We start from the raw sequence: 24,697 nt of genomic DNA, 5'->3' as shown, positions 1-24,697 counted from the left end.
GTCACCTGACGTCTGGCCGAATGAAAAACGACAGTTCCTCGTCGTCCGGGCCAATCAGGCGGGGGCAGCGCACGCCGTGGATCAAGCCGACGTCATAGATTTCTTCAATGTCAGGGCCAATTGACAGGCGGTGCAGGGTCTCGCCCCTGCGCAGGTCGATGACCAGTACCGCGCAGATTGCCTCTTGGCCGGTTTCGGCCAGCACAGCATCCAGCCGCAGACCATCAAAGTTCTCGGCGCGCGGGCGTGACAGGCCCACCACCGCATAATCGCCGTTGACAGACAGCCCTCGGGCAAATCCCGGCAGCGTGCATAGCGCGGTGAAATCGCCGCCTGCTGGATCGATCCAGCCTAGCCGCCCGGTGCCGCTGTCGAGCAGCCACAGCCGACCACCGCCCAGCCGCGGCGAGTGCGGCATCGACAACCCGGCGCACAGCACCTTGCCCGAGGGCACCTCCAGCACCACGCCGCCGTCAACGCGCTGTTCGCGCCATCCCTGCGGCGTATCGGTGGCGGCGACACAGGTCACAAAGCGCGGGCGCCCGCCTTCCATGGCCATGCCGTTCAGATGGCAGCGATCGCCCAGCACATGGCGTGTCACAAACGGCGGTTGCCACAGCGGCGCATAGGAAAACCCGGGCGACAGGCGCGCCAGCGCATTGAGGTGCGTCGCGACAAAGACCGGCGCGCCGGTGGCGTCCTCGGCGATGTCGTGGATGTCGAGCGCCCCGGTGACATGCGCGCTTTGCGGGACAAAGATCGCATCAAAACCGTCATGGCTCTGCCCGGGCGCGAGAAAGTTCTGAAACCGCCAGAGCCGATTGTGCCCCGCGACCCAGAGACGATCACGGTGCAGGCTTATGCCCATGGGGCGCGGAAGCTGCGCGTGGCTGGCGGTCAACCCTGCGTCATTGCTGCCCACGGCCACCACTTCGCCGGTTCGATAGGCGGTAAAGACAAGACTGGCGTTTTGCGCGCGCAGCCAATGCGGAAAGCCGTCGTCCGATTCCAGAACCAGAGATCTGCCGGGTGTGTCCATTTATTGTCCTTGGCGGGGTGCGACCCAAGCCCGCTTGACCGATCCATACGTCGCCCCGTATGCATCAAGCAAATGGTTAATGAAGGCGCGCGTGATGACGGTCACTTTGGTTTCGGTTCAACTGTCTTCGACGATTTACGATTATTTTTACAACAAAGCTTACTTCCGGCCAGAGAGCCAATCCGCCGACGGGCGATACGTGGTTTTTTACGCCTCTGGCGGCCCCTATTCCGATGGGTTCAACGGGTACACCAGCGTTTATGTACGCGACATCCAAACGGAAACCACTGTTAGAGCCAGCATCGCGCATGACGGAGCGGTAGCATTTGGATGGTCCGGACATCCCACGATTTCGGATGATGGGCGCTATATCGTCTTTTCTTCGGTTGCCTCAAATCTGGTGCCGGACGACACAAATGGGGCACCTGATTATTTCGTCACCGATCTGTCCGCTGGAACGATTGAGCGGTTTCAACCCGCCGGTGTAGGGGTTGAGCCAAATGCGAGCTCTAGCGGGGCCGTAATTTCCGGCGATGGACGTTTTGTTGTGTTTGATTCCGTCGCCAGCAATCTGGTGCAAGGCGATACGAACAACACAGCCGATGTCTTTGTGCACGACCTTCAAACCGGTGTAACCGATCTTGTCAGCCGCACGAATGACGGAACGATTGCTGATGGCGTGAGCGATGATGCCGCAATCTCGGCGGATGGGCGCTTTGTCGCCTTTCGGTCGCGGGCATCCAATCTGCTGGGCGGTGACACCAATGGCGAGTGGAACATTTTTCTACGCGATCGGGAACTCGGCACCACGACATTGATCAATGTCGGCAACGACGGGGCGTTGGCGAATGACTCTTCCTTTGGTCTTGCGCTGTCAGACGACGGACGCTTTGTCGCCTTTCGGTCGTTCGCTTCCAACTTGGTGGCCGGTGACACCAATGCCGTCTCTGACGTCTTTGTGCGTGACCTGGTCGAGAACACCACTGTGCGCGTCAGCGTGGCCAGCGATGGCACGCAGGGCGATGCCCCCTCTTACGAGCCGGTTCTCTCGGCGGACGGGCGCTTTGTTGCCTTTACTTCTCGTGCCAGCAATCTGGTCGAAGGCGACACGAATGGTTTCACTGACGTCTTTGTGCATGATTTGCTGACTGGCGAAACCGTTCGGGTGAATGTGGCCGAAGATGGCACCCAAGCCAATGCGGGTGTGCAATCGGTATCCATCTCTGCTGACGGGCAGTTCATCACCTTTGATACGCCTGCCACCAACCTGATCGCGGATGGCACCTATGTCCACGACATCTACCAAGTCACCAACCCATTGTTCGGCGGTACCGCTGCCAACCGCGCCCCGGTTTGGACCGGTGACACCGCTCTCAGCCACGAGGTCGGCGGCAGCGTCGATTTGGCCTTGGGCCTGCTGTTCACCGATGCGGATGGCGATGCGTTGACCTTTACCGTCGGCGATTTGCCGGACGGGCTGACCTATGACGCGGCGAGCAACCGGATCACGGGGCAGGTGTCCGTTACCGGGCAGTACGAGGTCGCCTTGACCGCGACGGACCCGTCTGGCGCAACTGCCGAGGCGGTGCTGACGTGGGACGTGACCCCCGGTTTCCAGATCGACATGGCCGAATTTGCCGCGCGCATGGTGGCCTACAACATCGCGGGCGACGACTGGGCACCGGACTCGAGCACCATCGAGGCGGTCATCGCGGCCAACGGCTATACCCGCGGGGCGGTGATCTATTTCGACGGCTTCGCGGCGGTGCCTTTGCTGTCCGACACCGGAGCGCCGATCCTTGCGATCCGAGGCTCGGCGGACTTGTTGCGCGACTGGGCAATTGCCGACAGCGATCCCTTGGGCGTCGGCGTGACGCAGCTTGAAAACGCTTGGGCCTTGCTGGGCAGCGGCACTTTGCGCGACTGGTTCGAAACCCACGGTCAGAATGGCGTGCACCTGACGGGCCACAGCCTTGGTGGGGCGCAGGCGCAATTGCTGGCCAGCCTTGCCTCGCAGGTGGGGTATCAGGTGAACTCGGTCAGCACCTTCAACTCGGCAGGCATCCCCGACAGCTACGCGCAGGCCGCCGACGCCGCGCTGATCTGGCAGGTACACCACTGGGTCTCTGCCGGGGATGTGGTGTCTTTGGCGGGCGAAGGCTTTCTGGACGGCGCGGTGACGATTTACGATCTGGACACGGTCACGGTGGCGAACGCGGCCATGCCTTTGGTCCATTTCGCCCACGCCCATGCCAGCCAATGGGCCAACCCGGCGATGTATGGCTCTGACTTCGATCTGGTGCCCTTTACCAACCGGATGGAGGTGCCCGAGCGCATCACGTGGACCGACAGCACCGATCTGAGCCTCGAAGACTACAGCCCCGCCTTTTCCAACGGGTTCGTGGACAAGGAATATCTTAAGTTCGTCTACGCCATGGACGCCTGGAGCGGATTGCTGCACGGGACCGCAAAGGGCCAGATGGTCGACCTGTTGATGACCCGAGGCACGGTCGAAGGCGCCCGCACCCAGATAGGAGCAGTCCTGCGCCTGATCGACGAGGCCGCCGCTGCCGTTGGTATCGACGCTTTTGAAGTGGCGCAGACCGCGGGTATCCTTGCCAATGCTGTCTACGAGGCTTTGGCGCCGTTTTTCGTCGCGGGGGCAGGGGCACGCTTGTTGATTGGCCGGTTGGTCAGCGCCGCCAAGCTGCTGTACGACATTGGCGTGGACGCCGTGGTCGGCATTGCCAACTGGACCATCGACACGGCCACCGGCTTTCTCGACTTTATCGAAACCTCCGCCGATGGGCTGTATGCCTGGGGCGCCGAGACCTTTGCCGGGGTTGGCGACTGGGGCAGCGAGACCTGGGACGGCCTGTCGGGCTGGGCGACCGGCGCGATCGAGGCCTTGGGGACGTGGCGCAGCGACAGGGTGATGGCGCTAAGTGACTGGAATGCGCTGACGTTCGTCAAACTTGGCGGCATGGAGGTCGACCAATTGCTCGCCCTTGGCGGCTGGACCGCCGAGAGCCTGCGCGCCTTTGGCGAATGGACCGACGGCACGTTGAACGCCGCCGTGGGCTGGACGGTGGACACCATCACGTCGTTGGCGGGGTGGTCTGCCGGGGCGATCCTGTCTTTGGAAACGTGGGAGCAGCGCTCGGTCGAGAACCTGATCAACTGGTCCGCCGACCGGCTGGCGCTTATGGGGGACTGGACGGTCGAGTCCTTCATCGCCCTAAAGGACTTCAACGCCACGCAACTGGCCATCCTGCAAGAGGCCGGGCTGCCGTTCTTTGAATTCATTCGCGACACTGGCGCGACGATGCTGCAGGCGCTGGCCGGGACGGCCCACGACGGCTTTGTGAACATCGTTGGCCTTGGCCGCGACTCGCTGGATGCGCTGGGCGATTGGTCGGTGGATCAGCTGCGCGCGCTGGGGAACATGTCCGCTGACGCTTGGGCGAAGTTCTCGGAATTCACGGTGGATCAAGCTCGTGAGTTGGCGGGGCTGAGCGTCGATCTGACCCAGCGAATCATTGCGGGCGGCGTCAGCGGCTACGAGGCCGTCAAAGGGGCCGTTGGCGAAGCTGGCAGCAGCGCCTATCAAACCATCCTCCACTTCGGCTCGTCGATCTATCGCTGGAAGCATCAGAACCCCGACGCGGACCTGACCCCGATCCTTGCGCCCAAAACGGAAAAAACCGGGCAGGGTAGCTTGTTGGGCGGCGGAACCGCCGAAAGCTTTACCCTGTCCAGCGGCAACGACGTTCTGCTGCCGGGGGGCGGTTTCGACGTGGCTCGGCTGGGGGCGGGGCTCGACGAGATTTCCGGCGACGGCGCGGCGCTGGACGGCCTTTTGGTGCACGACTTTACCGGCGACGACCGTCTGCGCCTGCAAGGCAGCAGCTTTGGCGCGGCGGCCATCGCGGTCACCTACGGCTCGGCCATTCTGGACATTGACCTCGACGGCGACGGCATTGCTGACACGACCATCGTGCTCGAAGGCGATTTCCACGGCGCGGCCTTTGTCGTGGAGCAAGACGGGGCCGACACGATCCTGCGTGTCATCGGCGCGCGCAATGGCATTCAGGAGACCGGCACCGCCGGGGCGGATCACTTCGTCGGCTCGCCGGGGAATGACCGGATCAACGTGGGCGATGGCAACGACCTGATCGACGGCCGCGCGGGCGCGGACAGCATCCTTGGCGGTGGCGGGGCCGACACACTGATCGGCGATCTGGGGCAGGACACCCTGCTGGGTGAAGTTGGCAACGACCTGCTGCAAGGCGGAGATGACAACGACACGCTGGATGGCGGCTTCTCGCACGACACGTTGCAGGGCGGCGCGGGCGATGACCTGCTGATCGGTGGCTATGGCGACGACAGCATCGACGGCGGCACGGGCATCGACACCGCCGATTACTCGGGCTTTGGCGGCAACATCGTGGTCAACCTCAACATCACCGGCGCGCAGAACACCAACGCCGGCGGCACCGACACGCTGACCGGGATCGAGAACCTGATCGGCGGCGATCACGCCGACCGTCTGACGGGCCGGACCAACGACAGCCTGCTCGAAGGCGGCGCGTCTTCGGATCGGCTCTATGGTCTGGGCGGGGATGACACGCTGGATGGTCAGACCGGCAACGACCAGTTGCTGGGCGGCACCGGGGCGGACCTGCTGATTGGCGGCACAGGCTACGACGTCCTGCTGGGCGGCAGCGAGAGCGACACGCTCGACGGCGGCAGCGGCAACGACCAGTTGCGCGGTGGCGACGGTGCGGATACGCTAGAGGGTGGCATCGGGCGCGACATCCTGATCGGCGGTGAGTTTACCGGCGGCGGCTTCCCGGGCGATGGGGCGGCGGATGTGTTCGTGTTCAACAGCGCGGCGGACTCCACCCGGTTTGGCGCGGGCCGCGACATCATTCGCGACTTTGAGGACGGGCTGGACATGATCGACGTCAGCGGCATCGACGCCGACGAAGGCACCGCGGGCAACCAAGCCTTTACCCTGATCGGCACGGCGGCCTTCAGCCACACGGCGGGCGAGCTGCGCTACGTCAACACCGCCGCCGCGACCTTGCTGCGCGGCGATACGGACGGCGACGGGGTGGCGGATTTCGACGTCTACCTGAACGGGGTGATCGCGCTGGACGGGTCGGACTTTATCCTGTGATCGACTGCCTTGAGGCACAAACCGCGCGCAGGCTGCCCTTTCGGGCGAAGGCTTGGTTCATCATCCTCACGACGTGCAGGGTGCTACAGCAACAGATCCGAACCTTGCAGGTCGATCACCCCGTTCAGGAATACGAAAAAGTCCTGCTGCGCGTCCCCGTCGGTATCGGCGAAGAGCAAGGTACTGGCACTGGTCTGAGCGTATCGCAGCTCGCCCGCGGTGCCGCTGAAAGCGCTGGTTCCGATGAAGGTCAGCGTTTCGTTGGTCATCGTCCCGCTGAACGCGTCGACCCCGGTCAGGTCCAGAACATCCTCACCTCGGGTGAAATCGCGGATGACGTCGCGCCCGCCGACATCGACCTGCGAGTCCGAGCGGCTCTCAAAAAGGAACACATCGTTGCCGTCTCCACCGCGCAGGATGTCGCGGCCATTGCCACCGATCAAGGTGTCGTCGCCCGCGTCTCCGCGCAGAATGTCGTTGCCAAGGCCGCCAATCAGCACATCGTTGTCGCCGCCGCCAAAGATCACATCGCGTCCGTCGCTGCCGTCCAGCGTGTCATCTCCGTTGCCGCCGAGGATCTGGTCGTTCCCGGCCTCGCCAAACAGGGTGTCGCTGCCGCCCAGCCCGTACAGCTGGTCCGACCCGTCGCCGCCCCAAAAGGCGGTCTCAAAGCTGGTCCCGGTAAAGCGATCCCGGTAAGCGCCGCCGATCAGGCCTTCGATGTTCAGGACGATCTCGGAACTGGTGCCTGTGGTCACCTGCGCGGTCCTGACGTTCAGGTTGACGGTCGTATTGCCGCCGAACCCGCTGAAATCGCCGATATCAAAGCCGTCGCCGCCATCCATGCTGTCATCACCGAAACCGCCTTCCAGAAGGTCATTTCCGACGCCGCCCTGCAGGGTGTCATGGGAAAAGCCGCCCCGCAGCGTGTCATGCCCGTCACCGCCGTCCAGCAGGTCGTTGCCCAGATCGCCTTGCAGGCTGTCGTCTCCGCCACGCCCGAACAACTCATCCCCGCCTTCGTCACCGATCAAGAGGTTGGCCGCCCCGTCGCCATGCAGTTTGTCGGCAAAGCGCGAGCCCATTAGCCCTTCGATTCCGATATAGGTATCGCCCGCCGCGATGCCGGTGTTGCGCGCGGCAAACTCCAGATCGGCCAGCACGCCTAGAGGCGCGTCGGAATAGTCCGCATGATCGGTGCCGTTACCCCCGTCGAGGGTATCTGCGCCGACCCCGCCCCGCAACACGTCGTCATTCTCACCGCCCAGCAAGTGATCATTCTTGGCGCTGCCCACCAGCGTGTCGTCCCCTGCGAGCCCGTCAAGCTGACCGGGATCAAAGCCTTCGCGCATGGCAATAAAGTCGTGCCCCGGCGTCGGTTTGGGGGTGTCGTCATCAACCACAAGGACAAAGCCGCTGGCACCCGAAATGTCTGCGGCCCCCGCCGTCAGCCCGGTCACGTCAAAGATAAAGGTCGCGTTCGGCTCGATCACGCTGTCGTCGGTTGGTGTCAGGCTGACTGTGGTCCCAAGAGTCCCCGCCGCGATGGTCGCGCTGCCGGTCGTTGCGGCAAAGGCCCCAGAGCCGTCGGCGATGGCCCAGGTAAAGGTGATGTCAGCGCTGGCGGCATAAGCCAGCGTCACCGGGATAAAGATCGTGCCGCTTTCATTTCCCCCGGCATCGCCGACCAGCATCGCAGGTGGCGGCAGCGGGTCGTTTTCGAGGATGGTGAAATCGGTGTTGTTGGAACCATGTTCGACCCAAGCGTTTGCGCCGCTGACCGACACGTCCAGATAGCCGCTGCGGTCCCCCGTATAAACGGCGTCATTGGCCAGTTGGACCGTGACGTAGAAAAAACTGTTGTATTGCGACCGACTGAACAGGTCTGCCTCAACCAGCATCGAGCCTGAGTTGCCCTGATAGACAGTTTGTTCGTAGTTGACGTGCCGATCCCCCCACTGGTTATACGTTGACTGGTAGGCGTGGGTTGTGACCGACACGACGTCCGCCGGGTCAATACCCTGCACGGAATAATCAAAGCGGGCAGAGCCGACGAAATCTCCTGTAATGGACTGGCCGCCTTGGCTGATGGAGTATTGCTCTAGGTCGAAGAAGAGCTGTCCGCCTTCGGCTGGATTGGAACGCCCATCATACTTGAAGGCAAAAGCAGGACCATTGCCGTTGTCATCGTCGGTGATCCTGATTTCGGTCTCCTGCGCATCGTAGGTGCCGCCGGATATGCTGTCGATCCGGAAGTACAGCGACTCGGTCGTCTCGATGGCCGTATCTTCGATCGTCACAATGTTCAAAAGCCGGTCGACGTCGTCGCTCACCAGATCCATTTCGCCGGACCGTACGACAAAGTCGCTGCCTGCGGTAGCGGACCCCGAAACCAGTGAGTAATTTATCGTGACGGTTTGATTGCGCGGATTGTTCTGCAACCCGATGCTAATGTGGCGGCTGTCGCCTTCGGCAATGACCAGCCCTTGCTCCACCGTCACCAACGGCAAAAACGGCTCTTCGTCGTCCTGAATCGTGCCGATGGCCGTGGTGTCGCTCAAGGCCGAGACATTGCTCGCTCCGGTGATGTCGATCCGCAGCGTCTCATCCCGGGCGTCGTTGTCGTGGTTGGTCCCGACACGGATTTCGCCTGTGCTCTCGCCTGCTGCGATGACGGCTGTGTAGTTGCCGATGGGCGACCAGTCGGCATTCTCGGCGGTCAGTTCGGTAACAGTGTATGAGACGGTCACAGCGGACTGCGCGGGACCGTCCAGTGTCAGGCCAAAGACCAGATCACCACCTTCGGTGGTGACAGCATCCGCCACGGTGATCAGGTTCGGATCGCTTGGTGGTGTCACGGGCGGCGTGTAAATATCCCGGATGGTGCCGTAGCCCACTGGCATAGACGAAGGCAGGTCCGCCCCATCGACAGCCACGATGCGCAACTGCAACGTGTCATCATCGCCGTCATCGTCACGATTGGTCGGAATAGCGACAATGGTGCTGGACTGCCCCGCCTCGATCACCGCGATCCCCGAGGTCAGACCGTAATCGCCGCTCTCGGCGGTATCGGGCACAATCTGATAGGTGACGCGCACATCTTGGGTCGCCACCCGATCCAGCCGCAATTCGAACTCTAGTGGACTGCCCTCGTCGACGCGTGAATTGATGACAGTGTTCAGGATCGGGCGCTCGACGATAACCGGCACTTCGGGATCGGTCGGCTCGGACGGAGGGGTCACTTCGGGCGGGGTGTCATCGTCGACGATATTCACCGACACTGTGGACTGCGCCCCGAGGAGGGCATTGGTGGCCCCAGTCAGGGAAACCGCAAAGGCGTCATCAGCGTAGTCGTCGTCCTGAACCGTTCGGATTTGCAGTTCAGCAGAGGTCTGACCCGCTGACAAAGTGATCTGCCCCGTGGCGGGCGAGAAATCGCTGGCTTCGGAAGTCAGGTTGAAAGCTTGATAGAAAACGGTCACGGCCTGCGCGCTGGGTGCCGACAACGTCACGGTCAGGGTAACGGTCCCACCTTCGGCAATATTGCCTCCGCCGCTCAGCGCGACCGTGGGCTGGGGAAGGGTGGGTGTTGGCGTGCCGTCCGGTTCAGGGGCAGGCAAGGCGATGACATCCACGCTACGCGTTTGCGACGCTGCGTTGATCGAGACGGGCAGCGGATCAAGATCGTACAGCCAGTAGACCGCGCTGGTCAAAGAGGCCGCAGGCAATTGGCCGCCCAGCAGCGGATCGAAGCCTATGGTATCGCCGTCCGGCGTGTTGACGGTGAAAGAGCCGATTTCAAAAGGGAAATCCAGCGATCCCTGAATGCCGTAGCGGGCGGACACCTCGCCTTCGAGACGGTAGGAAATGTCAAAGTCGACGTCCCCTTCGGTCGTGCTTGCGCCGAAATCAAAGCTTTCGCCCAACTCGCCGCTCTGAGTCTCGCCGGTTGTGGTGTTGACGATATCCACGAAAACCGCCGTTGGGGTGAACAGGTATTCGGTTACGATAGAAACGCCGACGTTGATTGAGATGTCGAACAACGTCCAGTCAACCGACCAATCGGACACACCGAAAAGGCTGGCTAGAGAGAAACCCTCTGACGGGCTGGTCCCGATAGAGCCGCTCAGCAGGGGGCCCAGTGGATGATTGAGCAAGCTCAGTAGATCGCTTAGCGCATAAGACGCCGAGAAAATCGGAGAGCTGACTGACGACGCACGAATGGAGCCATCTGCCAAGAAATCCTGATCGGCGTTGGAAATCGCTCCGAAGTTTCCTGGCAGACCAAAGGTCATATCCAGCCCTGCGAACTCAAAAGAGGTGGTAGGGGGCTTGTCTGAACTCAGGTGGAACAATTCCTTTCGGATTGCAGATAGAGCGCCGTCGCTTTGATCGAAGGTGGCTATGATGTCCGGAAGGTCGGTATGAAACTCTGGGCCTGACAGGATGTCGTTGTCAGGAAGCACACGAATTTTTTCTTCCCAAGTCGTGAACAAGAACTGCGAAATGAAATCTACGCCCACATCGTAGCTGGGCCCCGAAGCCACAAGCGCTGCATCCTGCCAACTCCAGGCCGACGTTTCAAAGGTGATGCTGTCGCCGACATCAACATAGTTTGGCGCTTCGAGATCAAAAAAGAGTGGGGCGTTCAGGCTTAGGTCGCCAAGCGACGCATCGAAGAAGAACTCAAAGCCGAACTCACCCCACAGCCGGTAATCGAAATCCAGCGCAACCAGATCAACGCCGTATTGGCTGACCGAGTAATTGGAATATCGGGTTTCGTTTTTGTCACCGAAGTCGAACACAAGTCGACCATCATAGCTGATGTCACCCAGCGTGATATCGGTTGCTGAGAATTGCACGGACGTCGTTGCCATGGGCCAAACCCTCCCCCAAACACTTGTTAAAGATTCTCTTAAGTAAAGGATGGCAACTCACACAGCCCCTGTCATCCAAAATTTGTTTTTGGATTTCTACGAGTATTTACGAAATCAAGATGTACTATTAGGGTGCGTCGTAGCAAAGCTGACTTTGAATCATGCCAAACTTATGAAGGTCATAAGAGGCACGGCTACCTAGTCGATTTTTTAAGCGATTGCGCATGACGTTAAGCTGCTGATAAATTTTTAATTTATTCAATGTTTTGGCGGGCGTTTGGACCTCTCGACGGACTTCTCATATTTTGGGGGCTGCTGGTCAACGCGTCTTGCCTCGCCTCAAATTTGCTGCAAGTAGCTCGCTGGGATGATAGTCGCGAACCTATCGACCGTGCCATCCGATTTTGGCGAGCTATCAAGGTCGCCTTCCGCAAGCCCCACCCCTAGCGGTAGCATAATGGTACCGAGGAACCGTGCATCACCGTGCCACTCCAACACCAGTTTGTGGTGCCCAAAATACTAACGCTCCCACGGTGTTCTCATGTCCGGCCGTTTCGTCAGTATCGGTCCCGCGCTGCGAAAGATCAGTCGACGGTTCCTGTTCCGAGCGTCGGCTTCCGACATTGACTACAGTTCCCCAGTCAGAAGCCATTAAAGTTTGAGAGGGTATTCAATTTAAAACCAAGCTTCTCTCAACAAAAATAAACGCTAAGAATAGTGATCTTTCTTGTCACACTTTGAAGATATGCGGGTTTTTATTTAACTTGTATGCAAATGCGTCGAAATGCTTGGGGATACGGTGTGAGGTCGGTGGTTGTTCGGCCCACTCAATCGGACGGTCCATTCGTTGCGCTTTTGGGAAATCGCCGCTGTGCGGGCGACCCAATGCAGTTCGCCACCCGTCGGGAAACTGCAGGCCGCTTATGCAGCGACCACCTCGTTGAGCGTTCGCACGATCTGAATGATCTCTCTGGCCTGATCCCTGTCAAAGATCCCGGCAATGCCCATGTCGTTCAGATCCGTGAAGGGGCTCTCGTAGAAGCTGGCCGGGTCGACGTAGCCCGCCTCGGTCAGGCTGTTGACCACCAGGTCGAGAAACTCGGTCTGGTCGGCGTTCAGCTGGTGCAGGGCTACGAAGGCGCTGAAGGCCTCCTTGGCGGCGGCTTTATCGAGGCCAGTCAGGGACCGAAGGAAGCGCCCGAGGCCACCTTCCTCTTCGAGACCGGCGATTAGCGTGTCGTCCGCGATCTCCTGTTCGATCAGGATACGCTCTAGCTCTTCGATGTCCTGCTTGGTCAGCGCCTCGCCCCGGCGCACTTTGATCAGGGTAATGTGGTCGCGGTGGTCGTCGATGAAGCGGCGGACCTTCATTTTAAAGCGAGCCTTGTCCACGCCGCTGCCGACCTCTGGCATGGCGATCTCGGTGCCTTCGCCGATGTCATCCTCGAAGTCGGTGATGACCACCTTCCGCTCCACCGGTTTGATCAGCTCGGCCAGATGACGAAGGCGTCGGCGCACGGTCTCCAGCATCTCGGGAGTGATGTCCTCCCAGAACCCGTCGGTCTGGATCTCAAGGATCAGCTCCATCTCCTTGGCCACAAGGGGCACGTTGTCCATGCCTTCAAGAGCCGAGGCGAAGCTGATGATCCGCATCTGCAGCCGGGTGAACGCCCCGGTCTGTTTCAGCAGTTCAAGCTGCGCTGTCAGCATCAGCAGATCGAACTGCTTGGCCGGGAGGTTGCCATCCTCATAGGCCGTCGGCAGACCCGCCACGTCCTCGATCAGAGCAAGACGGTCGTCGAGGGTCAGCTCATCCCAGCCTTTCGGGTCGCGGAATTTCTCGACGCTCCGGCGGTTTGCCCGAACGATGAAGTTGTCCAGAGGCATCCCCAGCACTTCGTCGTGCAGCCGGGTCTTGATGTCCTTGATCAGCTCGTCGTGCGGCTCACCGGCATCTGCCAAGGCCTCGATCAGCTCAACCCGCGAGCCGAACAGTCGCTCGCCAAGGGGCTTGGCCGTCGGGCCATCGGTCTTGTTCGGGTTCTCCTGGAAAAACTCGAGGTTCTGGCAGAAGTCGAAGATGACGAACTGCTGCTTGTCCTCGCCCGGACCGAACAGGTCGGGGCACAGGCGGGTGCCGCGTCCCACCATTTGCCAGAACTTGGTCTTGGATCGGACGATCTTGAAAAACACGAGGTTGACGACCTCCGGCACGTCGATCCCGGTGTCGAGCATGTCCACCGACACGGCAATGTGCGGAGCTTTCTCGGCCTCGGAGAAGTCGTCGATCAGCGACTGGGCGTAGCTGATTTTGTAGTCAATCTGTCTAGCAAAGTGCCCCTTGTAGTGCGGGTGGGCCTTGTCGAAACGTTCGATTATGAACTCAGCATGTCTGCTGTTCTTGGCAAAGATGATCGTCTTGCCCAGTCGATCCCCGCCCGCGACCTTGATCCCGTTGCGCATCAGGTGCTCCAGCACCTTGTCGACGGTGTCCTCGTTGAACAGCCACTTATTGAGGTCCGCGCTTTCGACCCGGTCGCGCTGGGTGCCTTCCTCGTCCCACTCGATGGCGTCCCAGGCTTCCTTCTCCTCGTCGGTCAGCTGGTCGTAGTCGATGCCGTCGCGCTGGAACTTCAGAGGGACCGAGATCGTGGTTGGCGGCACGAGGTATCCGTCACCAACCGCGTCATCGAGGTCGTAGGCGTCGGTCGGCACACCCTTTTCCAGCCCAAATAGCGAATAGGTGTCCTTGTCGATCTCGTCCCGCGGCGTGGCGGTCAGCCCCACCAGCAGGCTGTCGAAATACTCGAAGATCGCCCGGTACTTGCGGTAGACTGAACGGTGCGCCTCGTCGATGACGATCAGGTCGAAGTGACCGGGACCATAGCGCTTCTCGCCGCCCTTCATCTCTTCGATCAGCCCCATCATCGTCGGGTAGGTCGACAGACAGACACGCGCCCCAGCATGGTCGTTCTTCTTGGTGTCGTGCTTCTCCAACAGGTTGGCCGAGGGCGTCGACGGCAGGTGCGCCTTGAACGCGCCGTGGGCCTGCTTCACAAGGGCGATCCGATCCGCGAGGAAGAGCACGCGTTTGACCCGGTTCGCCCGCATGAGCTGGTCGATCAGCGCGATCACGGTTCGGGTCTTGCCACTGCCGGTGGCCATCACCAGCAGCGCCTTCCGCTGAGCATCCCGCTCAATGGCCTCGCCGACCCGGCGGATCGCCCGCTGTTGGTAGTGACGCCCGGCGATCTCCGGGTCCACATCCACCTTTGACAGGGCGCGCACGTTCTCACGCCGTTGCAGGAGCAGCTGCAGTTCGTCCTTCTTCAGAAAGCCCGAGATCCGACGCGGCGGATAGGCATGGTCGTCCCAGACCCAGTGCTCATACCCGTTGCTGGTGAAGATCACCGGGCGGCGGCCATACCGCTTCTCCAGACAGTCGGCATAGAGCTTCGCCTGCTGCTGCCCCGTCCGGCTGTCCTTCTTGGTCCGCTTGGCTTCGACCAAGCCCAACGGCTTGCCGTCGTCGCCCCACAGGACGTAGTCGACATAGCCGTCGCCGCTTGTGTTCGGCATTCCTGTCACCGGGAACTCGCGGTCCCGCTCCTGATCCAGCGGCCAGCCCGCCTCGCTCAGCAACAGGTCGATGAAGTTGTCGCGGGTCTCTGCCTCGCCGTAGTCGTGGTCATCCTGAACCGCGCTGTTGGCCTTGCGCAGAGCGGCCATTTCAGCCCGTACAGCGGCCAATTCCGCATCCAGCTTGGCGCGACCCTCCTCGGAGGTGCGCAGGGCGTCCTCGGCCTCTTCCGCGCGTCTCCGCTCCGCCTTGATCTCACTCTCGACCTTCTGGATCTGCGCCACCGTGCTCGCGGTGATCGTCAGGGACTTCTCCAGCTTGCTGGCGTCGAAGCTCAGCGCCGGGTTGGGACGGTCGGTCCGGGCATAGGTCCGGGCGATCCAGTAGCAGACGTGGAACAACTCGCGGACGCAGGCGCTGCCGTCATGGGCGGTCAGGGGCTTGCCAGTATCGTGGGCGGCCCGGTTGCCCTGATCCTTGATGTAGCGGGCCTTGATGACGATGGCGGGGCCGGTCAGGGCCTCCAGGCTCGGCTCCGCGATCATCGCCGCCAGGGTGTCCGTGTAGACCGTCCGCAGCGCGGGGTCGGTCCGGTACAGCCACTTCAACGCTGTCTCCAACGTCAGCCGCGCCCAGAAGCACGACCCACGCGGGTCAGACAGCGCATGGGTCTCGGCCTTGCTGGCGGTCTTGAAGAGGTTGGGGAAGTCCTTGGCGAGGAATGAGAACTGGGTCATGCACAAAATCCGATTGGTTAATGCAGCCTAGGGCGGGACACGGCTGTGATCAACCATGGGGCGTAACTCCCGCAACAAGTTCGGAGCGCAAACCTTCCAGCTCAGCCTTCCGCTTTCGCCGCCGACGCCGAGTTGCCCTTGACCGAACGACGCCAAGCCACGACGCCGGCCAATGTCGGGAACACAAGGCATACGATCACTGATAAAACGCTCTGCTCGTTGAGGGCGCCGTAGGCAGCACCTGTCATGGCTGAGAGTGCGATGATGAAGGGGAATGCGATCCCCCTCGGCAGCGTCACGTAGGCGACCCCAAAGGCCACCACGTAACCCACCAGCGCATTGCCCAGAAGCCAGAGGTAGCTCAACGGCCCCAGCGGCGCCTTGATCGGAGCCGGAAGCCAGATCTGGGCGAAGCCTACCATGGGGGAGAGGAGGTCGCAGGTGAGATGTACGCTGGTGCCGATCATGGCACCGGCAATCGGAGCGGCTCCGAGACGACGGGCGACCAGCAAGAAGAGCAGCGGTGGCAGGATCGAGTGTGTCACGATGGAGCGGTGATGCAGAATGGGCAGAAGTGCGAGATCGAAGTCCGGGACGCCTAGAAAGATCCAGGCCATCAGAATCATAAGCCCAAGCTTGCCCGACAGGGTTCGGCCGGTCCGTTCGGCGACATTCAGGCTCAGCCCAAGGATTCTCACTGCGCGCCTTGGGGCTGAGGGCCGAGGGGCTGCTTGCGGTTCTTCATTTGCCATCAGTGGCTCCGTGTGATGATCAGCACGCCGACGCTGTCGCCCCCCAATCAATTGAAACTGGGCAGGGGCCAGCCTTCGACGTGCGGGTCGAGATGCTGCACCTCGATCTGGCCCGCGTCCAGTGTGGCGGGGGCCGGGTCGGGGCATGGGGCCCCGTCTTGGGTCAGCAGGTCTCCGGTGGGGGAAAGGCGGTAGGGTCTCATGCCGCTGAAGTAGCATCAGCGGCAGATTGGCCGCGAGGGGCCCTTTGCGACATGGCTGGCCTCACAGCTCGCCCCGGAAGGCGCGGTGTTGGAGGGAGGCGAAGAGAGCATCGAGATGCTCAGCCTGAACTTGGGATGGGCGCGAAGCCCTCTCGGCCTCTGCGACACGATCCTCAAAATTCATCTGTAGTCCAACCGATGGCCAACCCACGAAGAGTGGATGTAAGTTGTTTCTGTTCAGACTTGGGTTGGCCGCGCTTGCTTCGTACTGCTGCAGATCAAACTGACGTAGAAACTCGTACACAAACCTCGGCCTGTTGCCCTTGAAGTCCTTGACGAAAAGTGTCGTGTCGTGCGGCCAGTAGTCACTGTTACAGAAATGCACCGTACCAACTGATCCTTTTCGGCCCATAATAACGCCGGGTCCTTCAGCCATCGCGGTGTCGTGGTGATATGATGTGCCTCCCGACGAGATCACAGGCACAGTTCCCGGACGAACATCTTTTTTCACGATGTCATAGCCCCGCTGAAGTAGGATTTGGTCGCCAAGTTTCGACACCACCAATTCCGCATTGTCACGAGCGAGGCGCACATCCTCAGCGGACTTGTGCCCCTTCAATGGGCCAAACATCTCATGAAAGATCGCCTGGCCGAGGGTGTTCAGCTTGTCGAGGGCGCGTGTGCGGAGGCGGCAGAGCTCTGCTGCCTGATCCAGTATCCCCGCAATCCGCTTCTGCTCCTCCAGCGGCGGGAGGGGGATTTCGACTTTCTTGAAGTCTGACGCTCGGATGTTCTTGATGCCGATGCCCGCCGAGTTGCTAGCCCACGCTCGGAATCTAGGGCTACGAAGGTAGTGGCCTACAAAGTCAGGATCAGCGCGACGTGGGTCAGTTCTTACCGTCGCCAGAAACGCTCCGAATGACCCCTGCCACTCTTGCCTCAGCATCGCGCTTTTTCCCAGCACCGAAGCGCTGCCAGACGAGGTGCAGACGACAATGTCCTTAGGGCGAAGTCTCTGCTTCTCCGAGATGCGGTCTTGATCGACGTAAACGAGGTCTGTCTCAACATTTAGCGTTTCAGCGATATTGCCTGCACGCAAGACTGGCAAAAGTCCCTTTCTCGGATCACTTTCAGCATCGGCTTTGCTGAAGGTAACCCCTCGAACCACCTCGGAGATGCTGTCGAGCGCAGCTAAAGGCCAGCTCATCCCAGCATCCCCTCAAGCCGATCCAGACCCTCGGCGATCTCGGCCTCCAGCGCCCGCAGCTCCGCGATGATCTCGGCGGGGGCGGCGTGGTCGACCTCTTCGTGCTCTATCTCCTTGTAGCGGTTCAGCGACAGGTCCCACGACCCGGTGGCGATGATGTCCTCCGCTGGCACCATGAAGCTCTGCGCGGTGCGGGGGCGCTCTGCCTCTGCCGCCCACTCCCCCCAACGGGCGAGGATGTCGGGCAGGTTGTTCTTGGCGTGCTCGTCCTCGCTCAGGGCCTCCGTGGGCGTGGCCCCCAGCTTCTCGGCATCCAGCAGCGGCGTGCGCTTGTCGTCAAGGCTGAAGCCGTCCGCCGTCATGTCGTAGAACCAGACGCCCTCCGTCCCGCCGACGCCGGTCTTGGTGAAGACCACGATGGCGCAGGACACCCCGGCGTAGGGGCGGAAGACGCCCGAGGGCAGCTTGATGATGGCGTCGAGCTTGTGTTCCTCGACCAGCATCCGGCGGATGTCCTTGTGCGCCTTGGAGGAGCCGAAGAGCACCCCGTCGGGCACGACCACCGCCGCCCGCCCGCCGGTCCGCAGGAGCCGCAGGAAAAGCGCCATGAAGAGCAGTTCGGTCTTCTTGGTCTTGACGATCTTCAGCAGGTCCTTGGCCGTGGTGTCATAGTCGAGCGACCCGGCAAAGGGCGGGTTGGCGAGGATCAGGGAGTAGTCGCCCGCATCCGTGCCGTGCTCCTCTGCCAGACTGTCGCGGTAGGAAACATCGGGGTTGTCGACCCCGTGCAGGGTCATGTTCATCGCGCCGATCCGCAGCATGGTGGCGTCGAAGTCGAAGCCGTGGAACATGCGGCTGTGGAAGTGGTCGCGCTGTTCCTTGTTCCGCAGCATCTGGGGGTGGTGGTCCCGCAGGTACTCGCCCGCCGAGACGAGGAAGCCACAGGTGCCCGCCGCCGGGTCGCAGATGGTGTCACCGGGCTGGGGCTTCATGATGCCCACCATCAGCTCGATGATGTGGCGGGGCGTGCGGAACTGGCCGTTGGTGCCCGCGCTGGCGATCTTGCCCAGCATGTATTCGTAGACATCGCCCTTGGTGTCGCGGTCGTCCATGGGGATGTCGTCGAGCATTTGCACGACCTTGGCCAGCAGGTTGGCGTTGGAGAAGCCGAGGCGGGCGTCCTTCATGTGGGTGCCGTAGGAGGAGCCAGCCTCGCCCAACTGGCGGAGGAAGGGGAAGACGTGCTCATCGACGATGCGCATCATCTCGCGGGCCTCGAAGTGCTTGAAGCGGGACCAGCGGAGATTGTCGTAGGGCTCGCCCTTGGCGTCTGCGCCTTCGGGGAAGATGCGGCGGGCCATGGGGAGGCCGAGGCCTTCGGCTTTGTGCTCCTCGACGGTGTGGAGGTCGTCGAGCCGCTTGATGAACATGAGGAAGGTGAGCTGTTCGATCACGGAGAGCGGGTTGGAGACGCCACCCGACCAGAACGCGTTCCAGATCTGGTCGATTTGGTTGCGGATGTTGCCTGTCAGCATGTGTGCGCTCGCCTGTCGATGGATTTGGTCAGGTGGTACACCGTTCGCCAAGGGTTGGGCAACCGGGCGCATTTGTCGGTAGCGCCGTCAGGTCAGCGGCCCCGCTTTGCGTGGCGGGCAAGATGCCCAAACGTTTCGCCTTCGCTCTGATCGTGTGAGGGGTTTGTCCGGTTGGCGCATATTTTGCGTAGTATTCCGGGAAGGTCAGTTTGGAGTCATCATCCAAAACTGATTTCTCAAGTGCCCCGTAGGGTTTGGCTGCGTCGGTTTGCCGACCAAGTCTCGATTGTGCCTGTGCGCTCTGGATGGGTGGCTTGGACGGTTGGTTGGCCGAGGCAGGAGTATGTGAAGCTTCGTCGTCCAGATTGGTCGAAAGTTGGATGCTGCCGACGCGTTTTTCTCGGGTCGCAACATGTGTTTTTTGCTCCTGGGTGGGCAAGCCGCCAAGTGACGTGCCAAGGTCTTTGGGATTACCGGGATCTTCTGGGTTACACCCTACGGGTGGTGCCTGATTTCCGGTAGTTGGAATGGTGCGATTCCGGGTAGTTGCAACTACCTGATTTCCGGTAGTTGCAGGTGCGTTTTTCTCAGCGTTTTCAGTATCTTTTGGGGAGGCGGGTTTCCGGGTTTTTTCGATCCGTATTTGAAGATCAACGAGCAACCTGCGGAGTTCATTTAGGTCCTTGGTTGCTGCCCCGTTGGAGGGAGCCTGTGCGGCGACATCCTGCAGGTAAGAGATGAGCTTTTCCCAATTGAGGGATCTGGCTGCGGCCTTGCCGACAGTGCCACTGGTGCCAGGCTTCTTGACCCTGCCACCCTTTCCATCGTCGTTTTTGATCACGAGCCCTTCGTCCCTGAGGTCTTTCAAGAGTGTTTGGACGTGCTTCTCGCTAAAGCTTGTTTTCTTCGACAGGGCTTTGGCTGAGATGAATGTCTTTGTGTGCCCCTTTAGATCCGCCATAAGTTCCATTGTTGCGATTGTCGAAAGGATCGCCGCACGTCCTTTGCTGTTGCGTCCCAACCTTTTTACGGATCGGTCAATGAGCGTTTCTGCACGCATCACGGTAGGGATCCAGGCCGGTTTTCCGCTGAAACGCGGGGTATCCCTGACAGACTTTGGGACGTGATCAATCGGCTGTGGGAGTTGGGTATTCGGTATGGAATGTGCGGAGGAATTCATAGGCGTTGGCCTCATATTCGTTTGAAAATGGTGTCTGTTGGTCCCTTCGGAAAACCGAAGGGACCCGGACGTTTTGATCAGTCTGAAAGATCAAACTCGGTGTCCGAATATTGGAACACGTCCAGCACCCCCATCCGCTTGAGAGCGATTGACGCTTCCGGATCCAGATCAACGTCGTGGCCTTCGAGCAGCGCCAAATCTGCTTCAAACGCGCGCTGACGTGCCGCTGCGGCCTTCGCGGAAATGTAGACCGGACCAAACTGGAAGAACTCCTTGAACCAGATCAAACCCGGTTCAGTGCCGCCCTCACCGCGATCCACGAGGGCCATTTCTTCTTCGGTCAGACCGATGACTTTCCCATCATGCAAGCGCCCTTCGACCTGACGTGCTTTATATTTCCGCCGGGACGAGACTTTGAAAGCGATGTGCTTCTCGTCCCCGCATGTGATCAAAACAGGGGTCATCTTGAACAATCGGTCAAAGTCGCCGCGGTTCATCTGTTGGACGAGCTGAGGGGCTTGCTCGAAGGTTGACGCAAAAATGTAGAACTGGTCCCAACCATCCGTAGGGCGTCCATTTTTCAACCACAGCGGTCTGCTGGTGTAGCGCCCATGAATGCTGGCTTCGGTTTTCAACTTTTGTTTGGCAAATTCCATCAGGGTTCTCCGTTTAAGATGGGGAGGTAAAAAAGCAGAAGCCCCGCCGGAGCATTCCGTGCGGGGCTTCTTGCTGGTGGTCTTGTGTCTTGGTTAGGCGTCGAACTTCTCGGCGATCCACGCTTCGACGTCAGCGCGTCGCCAGCGGCGCACCTGGCGGGATAGGGCCTTGCCCTTCGGGAAATCGCCCGCGTCCATCATCCGGCGCAGTGTGCTTTCCGAGACGGCGACCAAGGCGCAGACCTCTTTCAAGTCGATCAGCAAGGAAGGCTCACGGCGCTCAGGGGCGTCTACGTTACGCGGCACGGGCATGGCGGCGGTGGCAGTGTGGTGTTGAAGCATGTCGCTCTCCAATAAAAAAGCCCGCTCCAACCTTTCGGCTGTGCGGGCGTTCCAACAAAAAAGCGCCGGCCAGCCTTTCGGCCCCCGACGCAGATCTCCATGATTCGTACTTACCCAAAGGGGCTGAATCCGTGAACCCCTAAAGTGCGTTTTCTGCACGCCTCGGGCCTCAACCGAGGTCAGCGCCTACGGGTTAGTTAGGACCGATCAAACAAAAAGGGCACCGGGTAGCTGTTCCGCCCCGGTGCCCTTCTCTGCACGATCTGTATGCCACAAAGGCTTATCCCTATCAACTTCCTCCTACGCCCTTTTTGCCTTGATTTCCGCAAGGTCGACCACAACCTCTTGCGTCTCGGGGTCGATGTAGCGCGACCACTGGTCCATCAGGTCGCGCCGCGCGTCGAGGTGGTCGCTGCGCTGATAGGCCCGCTCCACGGCGTTTTCCGTGACGTGAGCAAGGCAGCGCTCTGCCACCTCGCGCGGCACGTTGGTGCATTCCGCGACCCATTGCCGAAAGGAACTGCGGAACCCGTGGGCCGTGGCCGGAAAACCCAATTCCCGCATCAGCTTCACATAGGTGTTCTCGCTCACCGGGCGACCCTGCTGCATACCGGGAAAGATCAAACCGTCCTCCCGTCGGAGCGGCTCAATCTCCTCCAGGATCGCCAGCGCGCGGTCACAGAGGGGGACCCGATGCTCCCGGTCGGCCTTCATCCGTTCGGCGGGGATGACCCACAGGCGGGCCTGCGTGTCGATCTCTTGCCAGAGCGCCCCGCGCACCTCGCCAGATCGGGAAGCCGTCAGGATGAGAAATTCGAGGCTCAGCCGCGTGGACGGCATGGCCTGACAGGTGCTCAAGGCTTCGATGAAGGTTGAGACATCGGCATAGGGCACGGCTTTATGGTGCTGCACCTTTGACACCTGTTTCTGCGAGGGCAGCCCCGCCTTCACCGCCGCCATCAGATCAAGCGGCGAGCCGGGATATTCGCCGTTGGCCCGCGCCCATTGCAGCACCTTGCCGATCCGCTGGGCGACCCGGCGCGCCGTCTCGGGCTTGGTCAGCCAGATCGCGCTGAGGGCGTCGTAGACCTCGCGCTGCGTCACCTCGGCCACCGGCAGATCGCGCATTTTCGGGGTGTAGGTGTTCAACGTGGTGAGAACCTGCGCCGCGTGTTTCGAGTTGCGCCAAGACGCCTCGTTGAGCCGGTGAAAGGCTTCACAGGCCTGCGCCCAGGTCATCGGGCCGCTCGCAGCTGGGTCGGCTTCCTGCGCGGCTTTCAACGCCGCTACGGTGGCCGCTTTGATCTTGCGGGGGTCTTTGCCCTCGGCGACGGCCCTGCGGTTCTCCTGCGCTTTCTCACGGGCCTCCGACAGGCTCACATCTGGATAGATGCCCAGCCCCAGATCGACCCGCTTCCCGGCAATGCTCACGCGCTGCAACCAAGACTTGGCACCGCTCTCGCGCACGACCAACAACAGACCGTCGCCATCGCTGTGCCGCCCAGGTTTCTTCAAGGTCTCCACCTTCCGAGCTGATAGATTTCCGCGCGCCATGCCACTCTCCCTGAACCGTTCGACTTCCGTGTGGCGGAGGTTGCAGCCCCACAGAGGAGGTTCTTGCGAAAGCCCCTCATGCAGCCCCACACCCAGCCCCACACTTGGACTGAGATTGCATGAAGCCAGTTGACGGTCAAGAATTGGCGTTTCTGATTTATTATTATAAAACAAATAGATAAAAAGTGGATTGACAGGGTTTGACGCCAGTTGACAGGCGGGTGTGACGGACTGAGCCTCCGCCACTGGCTGACAAAACTGGGCACTGGTGAGACACTACGTGACCCAGCAGCATGGCTGATGGCCGCAGCCTCGATGTTGCGCCGGTCCCCGACGATTTTGATGGTGTTCTCGTTGACGACGATCTTGTCGATGACAGCGCGGAGGTATGCGCGTTTGAACTGGGTGTCGCCGCCTTTCAACCGCTCGCGAACGAAGTCCGTGAACCGCTCGATGCTCTTGTCCGTGATTTCCGTCTCTGGTGCGAGTTCGGCAAGGGCGCGGTCGCGGGCGGCCTGGGCAAAGTCCTTGCGCTCCTTCGCGTCCGCGATGTGTTGCTGAAGCGTCGGGTCGCTGGAGTCGAGCACGCCGGTTGCGATGGCCCCGTAGATTCTCTTCAACCCTTGCTCCGCTTCATGGAACTCCGAAGTGACCCGCTCGAGGTGACCACTGTTGTCCAGCCGCTTTGCCGCCTGGCGCTCCATAAGACCGGCCAGCATTTCCTGCATTCGATCTTTGGTGAACAGCTTGTCGCTGACCTCGTCGATGATCAGCGTGTCGAACGGATCCATGGGAACGATCATCCCCGGGCAAAAGGTTTTCCCCTTCTTCATCTCCCCGCCGCACTTGTAATATCGATAGCGCCCGCCTTTGCCGGTCGCGATCGTCATGCCCGAACCGCAATGACCGCAGCATGCTATCTTCGACAACAGGATGTCACTGGTAGTGTCCCGGGGCGGCGTTTTTTTCGGGTCACGCGCTTTCAGCATCCGTTGGACAATATCAAAGTCATAGGGCTTGATTATCTCCGGGACTGACACCGTTACCGTATTGTCGATGTCCCTGGTTTTTCCGAATACGAATTCGCCTTTCACGGTCGTAGACGTTAAGAGTTGGTGTACGACTTTAATACTCCACTTGCTTCCGCGACGTGTCCGATATCCATTTTCGTTCAGCCAGGATGTAATCCGCTTGACGCCCATCGGGCCCGACGAGCCGTCCCCTGTCAGGAAAAGATCGAAGATGATCTTTACCAGATCCGCCTCGTCCGGCGCGATTTCAAGCTTCTTTTTTATAGTCTGACCACGCTGCTCGGCGACGTAGGTCCTGAAGCCAAATGGGGTCGGACCACCGTTCCAGAACCCCTGCTTGGCATTCTCGGTCATCGTCCGCCGCACGTGCTTCGAGGTCTCCTTCGACGAGTGCTCATCGAAGAGCATAAGCAAGCGACGCACCAGTTGCCCGCCCTCATCGTCCCCGAAATCCTGGGTGATGCTGATCAGGGTGGTGCCGCGCTTCTCGAGCGAGCGAAGGGTGAGTTCCGCCTCCACGGCATCGCGAAAGAAGCGGCTGAAGGAATGCACCACGATGAAATCGACGCGCTCGCTACCATGGTTCGCCGCCTCGATCATTTCGTCGAAGATCGGTCGGTGTCCATGGAACGCGCTGCCGGTCTCGACATATTCGTTGGCGATTTCCCAGCCTTCGCGCTCGCAATAGGCCCGCAACTGCTTCCGCTGGTCGGGAACCGAAAGCTCTTTCGCTGCCTGTTTGCCCGATGACACGCGCAGGTAAAGAAAAGCACGTGCCCCGGATCCGCGAAACTTCTTCGTCTTGCTCATGAAATTCGGCCC

Annotated in this window: 13 protein-coding genes; 1 reads left to right on the top strand and 12 read right to left on the bottom strand. The window is 60.7% G+C overall.

Going from position 1 to position 24,697, the window contains the following annotated elements:
* Window position 1: 1 nt before the first annotated feature.
* Window positions 2-1,039, bottom strand: a complete 1,038-nt coding sequence (locus tag B9A11_RS00060) for a TIGR03032 family protein (protein ID WP_058246374.1) — start codon at window positions 1,037-1,039, stop codon at window positions 2-4.
* 94 nt (window positions 1,040-1,133) lie between these two features.
* Between B9A11_RS00060 and B9A11_RS00055 the strand changes: the two genes are divergently transcribed.
* A complete protein-coding gene (locus B9A11_RS00055) occupies window positions 1,134-6,221 on the top strand; it encodes a putative Ig domain-containing protein (protein WP_159452459.1) in 5,088 nt (1,695 codons plus the stop codon).
* 83 nt (window positions 6,222-6,304) lie between these two features.
* On the opposite strand, the gene B9A11_RS00050 is transcribed toward B9A11_RS00055, so the two are convergent.
* The 11 genes from B9A11_RS00050 to B9A11_RS00005 form a co-directional block, all read right to left on the bottom strand.
* A complete protein-coding gene (locus tag B9A11_RS00050) occupies window positions 6,305-11,098 on the bottom strand; it encodes a calcium-binding protein (RefSeq protein WP_058246376.1) in 4,794 nt (1,597 codons plus the stop codon).
* 921 nt (window positions 11,099-12,019) lie between these two features.
* Window positions 12,020-15,415, bottom strand: a complete 3,396-nt coding sequence (locus B9A11_RS00045) for a DEAD/DEAH box helicase family protein (RefSeq protein WP_058246377.1) — start codon at window positions 15,413-15,415, stop codon at window positions 12,020-12,022.
* 101 nt (window positions 15,416-15,516) lie between these two features.
* Window positions 15,517-16,041 (bottom strand): hypothetical protein, encoded by a 525-nt coding sequence (locus tag B9A11_RS00040; protein ID WP_143595768.1) that lies wholly within the window; start codon window positions 16,039-16,041, stop codon window positions 15,517-15,519.
* 173 nt (window positions 16,042-16,214) lie between these two features.
* Window positions 16,215-16,370, bottom strand: a complete 156-nt coding sequence (locus B9A11_RS21310; RefSeq protein WP_159452458.1) for a hypothetical protein — start codon at window positions 16,368-16,370, stop codon at window positions 16,215-16,217.
* A 61-nt stretch (window positions 16,371-16,431) separates the two neighbouring features.
* On the bottom strand, window positions 16,432-17,577 hold the full coding sequence (locus tag B9A11_RS21545; protein ID WP_058246379.1) for a restriction endonuclease subunit S: 1,146 nt from the start codon (window positions 17,575-17,577) through the stop codon (window positions 16,432-16,434).
* Complete coding sequence (locus tag B9A11_RS00030) at window positions 17,574-19,112, bottom strand: type I restriction-modification system subunit M (protein ID WP_058246380.1); 1,539 nt, start codon at window positions 19,110-19,112, stop codon at window positions 17,574-17,576. Before B9A11_RS00030 ends, B9A11_RS21545 begins: the two co-directional genes overlap by 4 nt.
* 28 nt (window positions 19,113-19,140) lie before the next feature.
* The gene (locus B9A11_RS00025; protein WP_234988721.1) at window positions 19,141-20,172 is read right to left on the bottom strand and encodes a helix-turn-helix domain-containing protein; all 1,032 of its coding nucleotides are present in this window, start codon (window positions 20,170-20,172) and stop codon (window positions 19,141-19,143) included.
* 197 nt (window positions 20,173-20,369) lie between these two features.
* Window positions 20,370-20,948, bottom strand: a complete 579-nt coding sequence (locus B9A11_RS00020; protein ID WP_058246382.1) for a hypothetical protein — start codon at window positions 20,946-20,948, stop codon at window positions 20,370-20,372.
* A gap of 93 nt (window positions 20,949-21,041) precedes the next feature.
* The gene (locus B9A11_RS00015; RefSeq protein ID WP_058246383.1) at window positions 21,042-21,290 is read right to left on the bottom strand and encodes a helix-turn-helix transcriptional regulator; all 249 of its coding nucleotides are present in this window, start codon (window positions 21,288-21,290) and stop codon (window positions 21,042-21,044) included.
* Between the two features lie 300 nt (window positions 21,291-21,590).
* A complete protein-coding gene (locus B9A11_RS00010; RefSeq protein WP_200807272.1) occupies window positions 21,591-22,805 on the bottom strand; it encodes a tyrosine-type recombinase/integrase in 1,215 nt (404 codons plus the stop codon).
* A partial coding sequence (locus B9A11_RS00005; RefSeq protein WP_084662753.1) for a recombinase family protein occupies window positions 22,802-24,697 on the bottom strand: 1,896 nt, incomplete at its 5' end. The genes B9A11_RS00010 and B9A11_RS00005, both read right to left, overlap by 4 nt.

This window comes from Tropicibacter naphthalenivorans (genome assembly GCF_900176475.1).
Taxonomy (GTDB): domain Bacteria; phylum Pseudomonadota; class Alphaproteobacteria; order Rhodobacterales; family Rhodobacteraceae; genus Tropicibacter; species Tropicibacter naphthalenivorans.
Note: the sequence above shows the minus strand (reverse complement) of the source record. Positions and strands in the feature narration are given on the sequence as shown.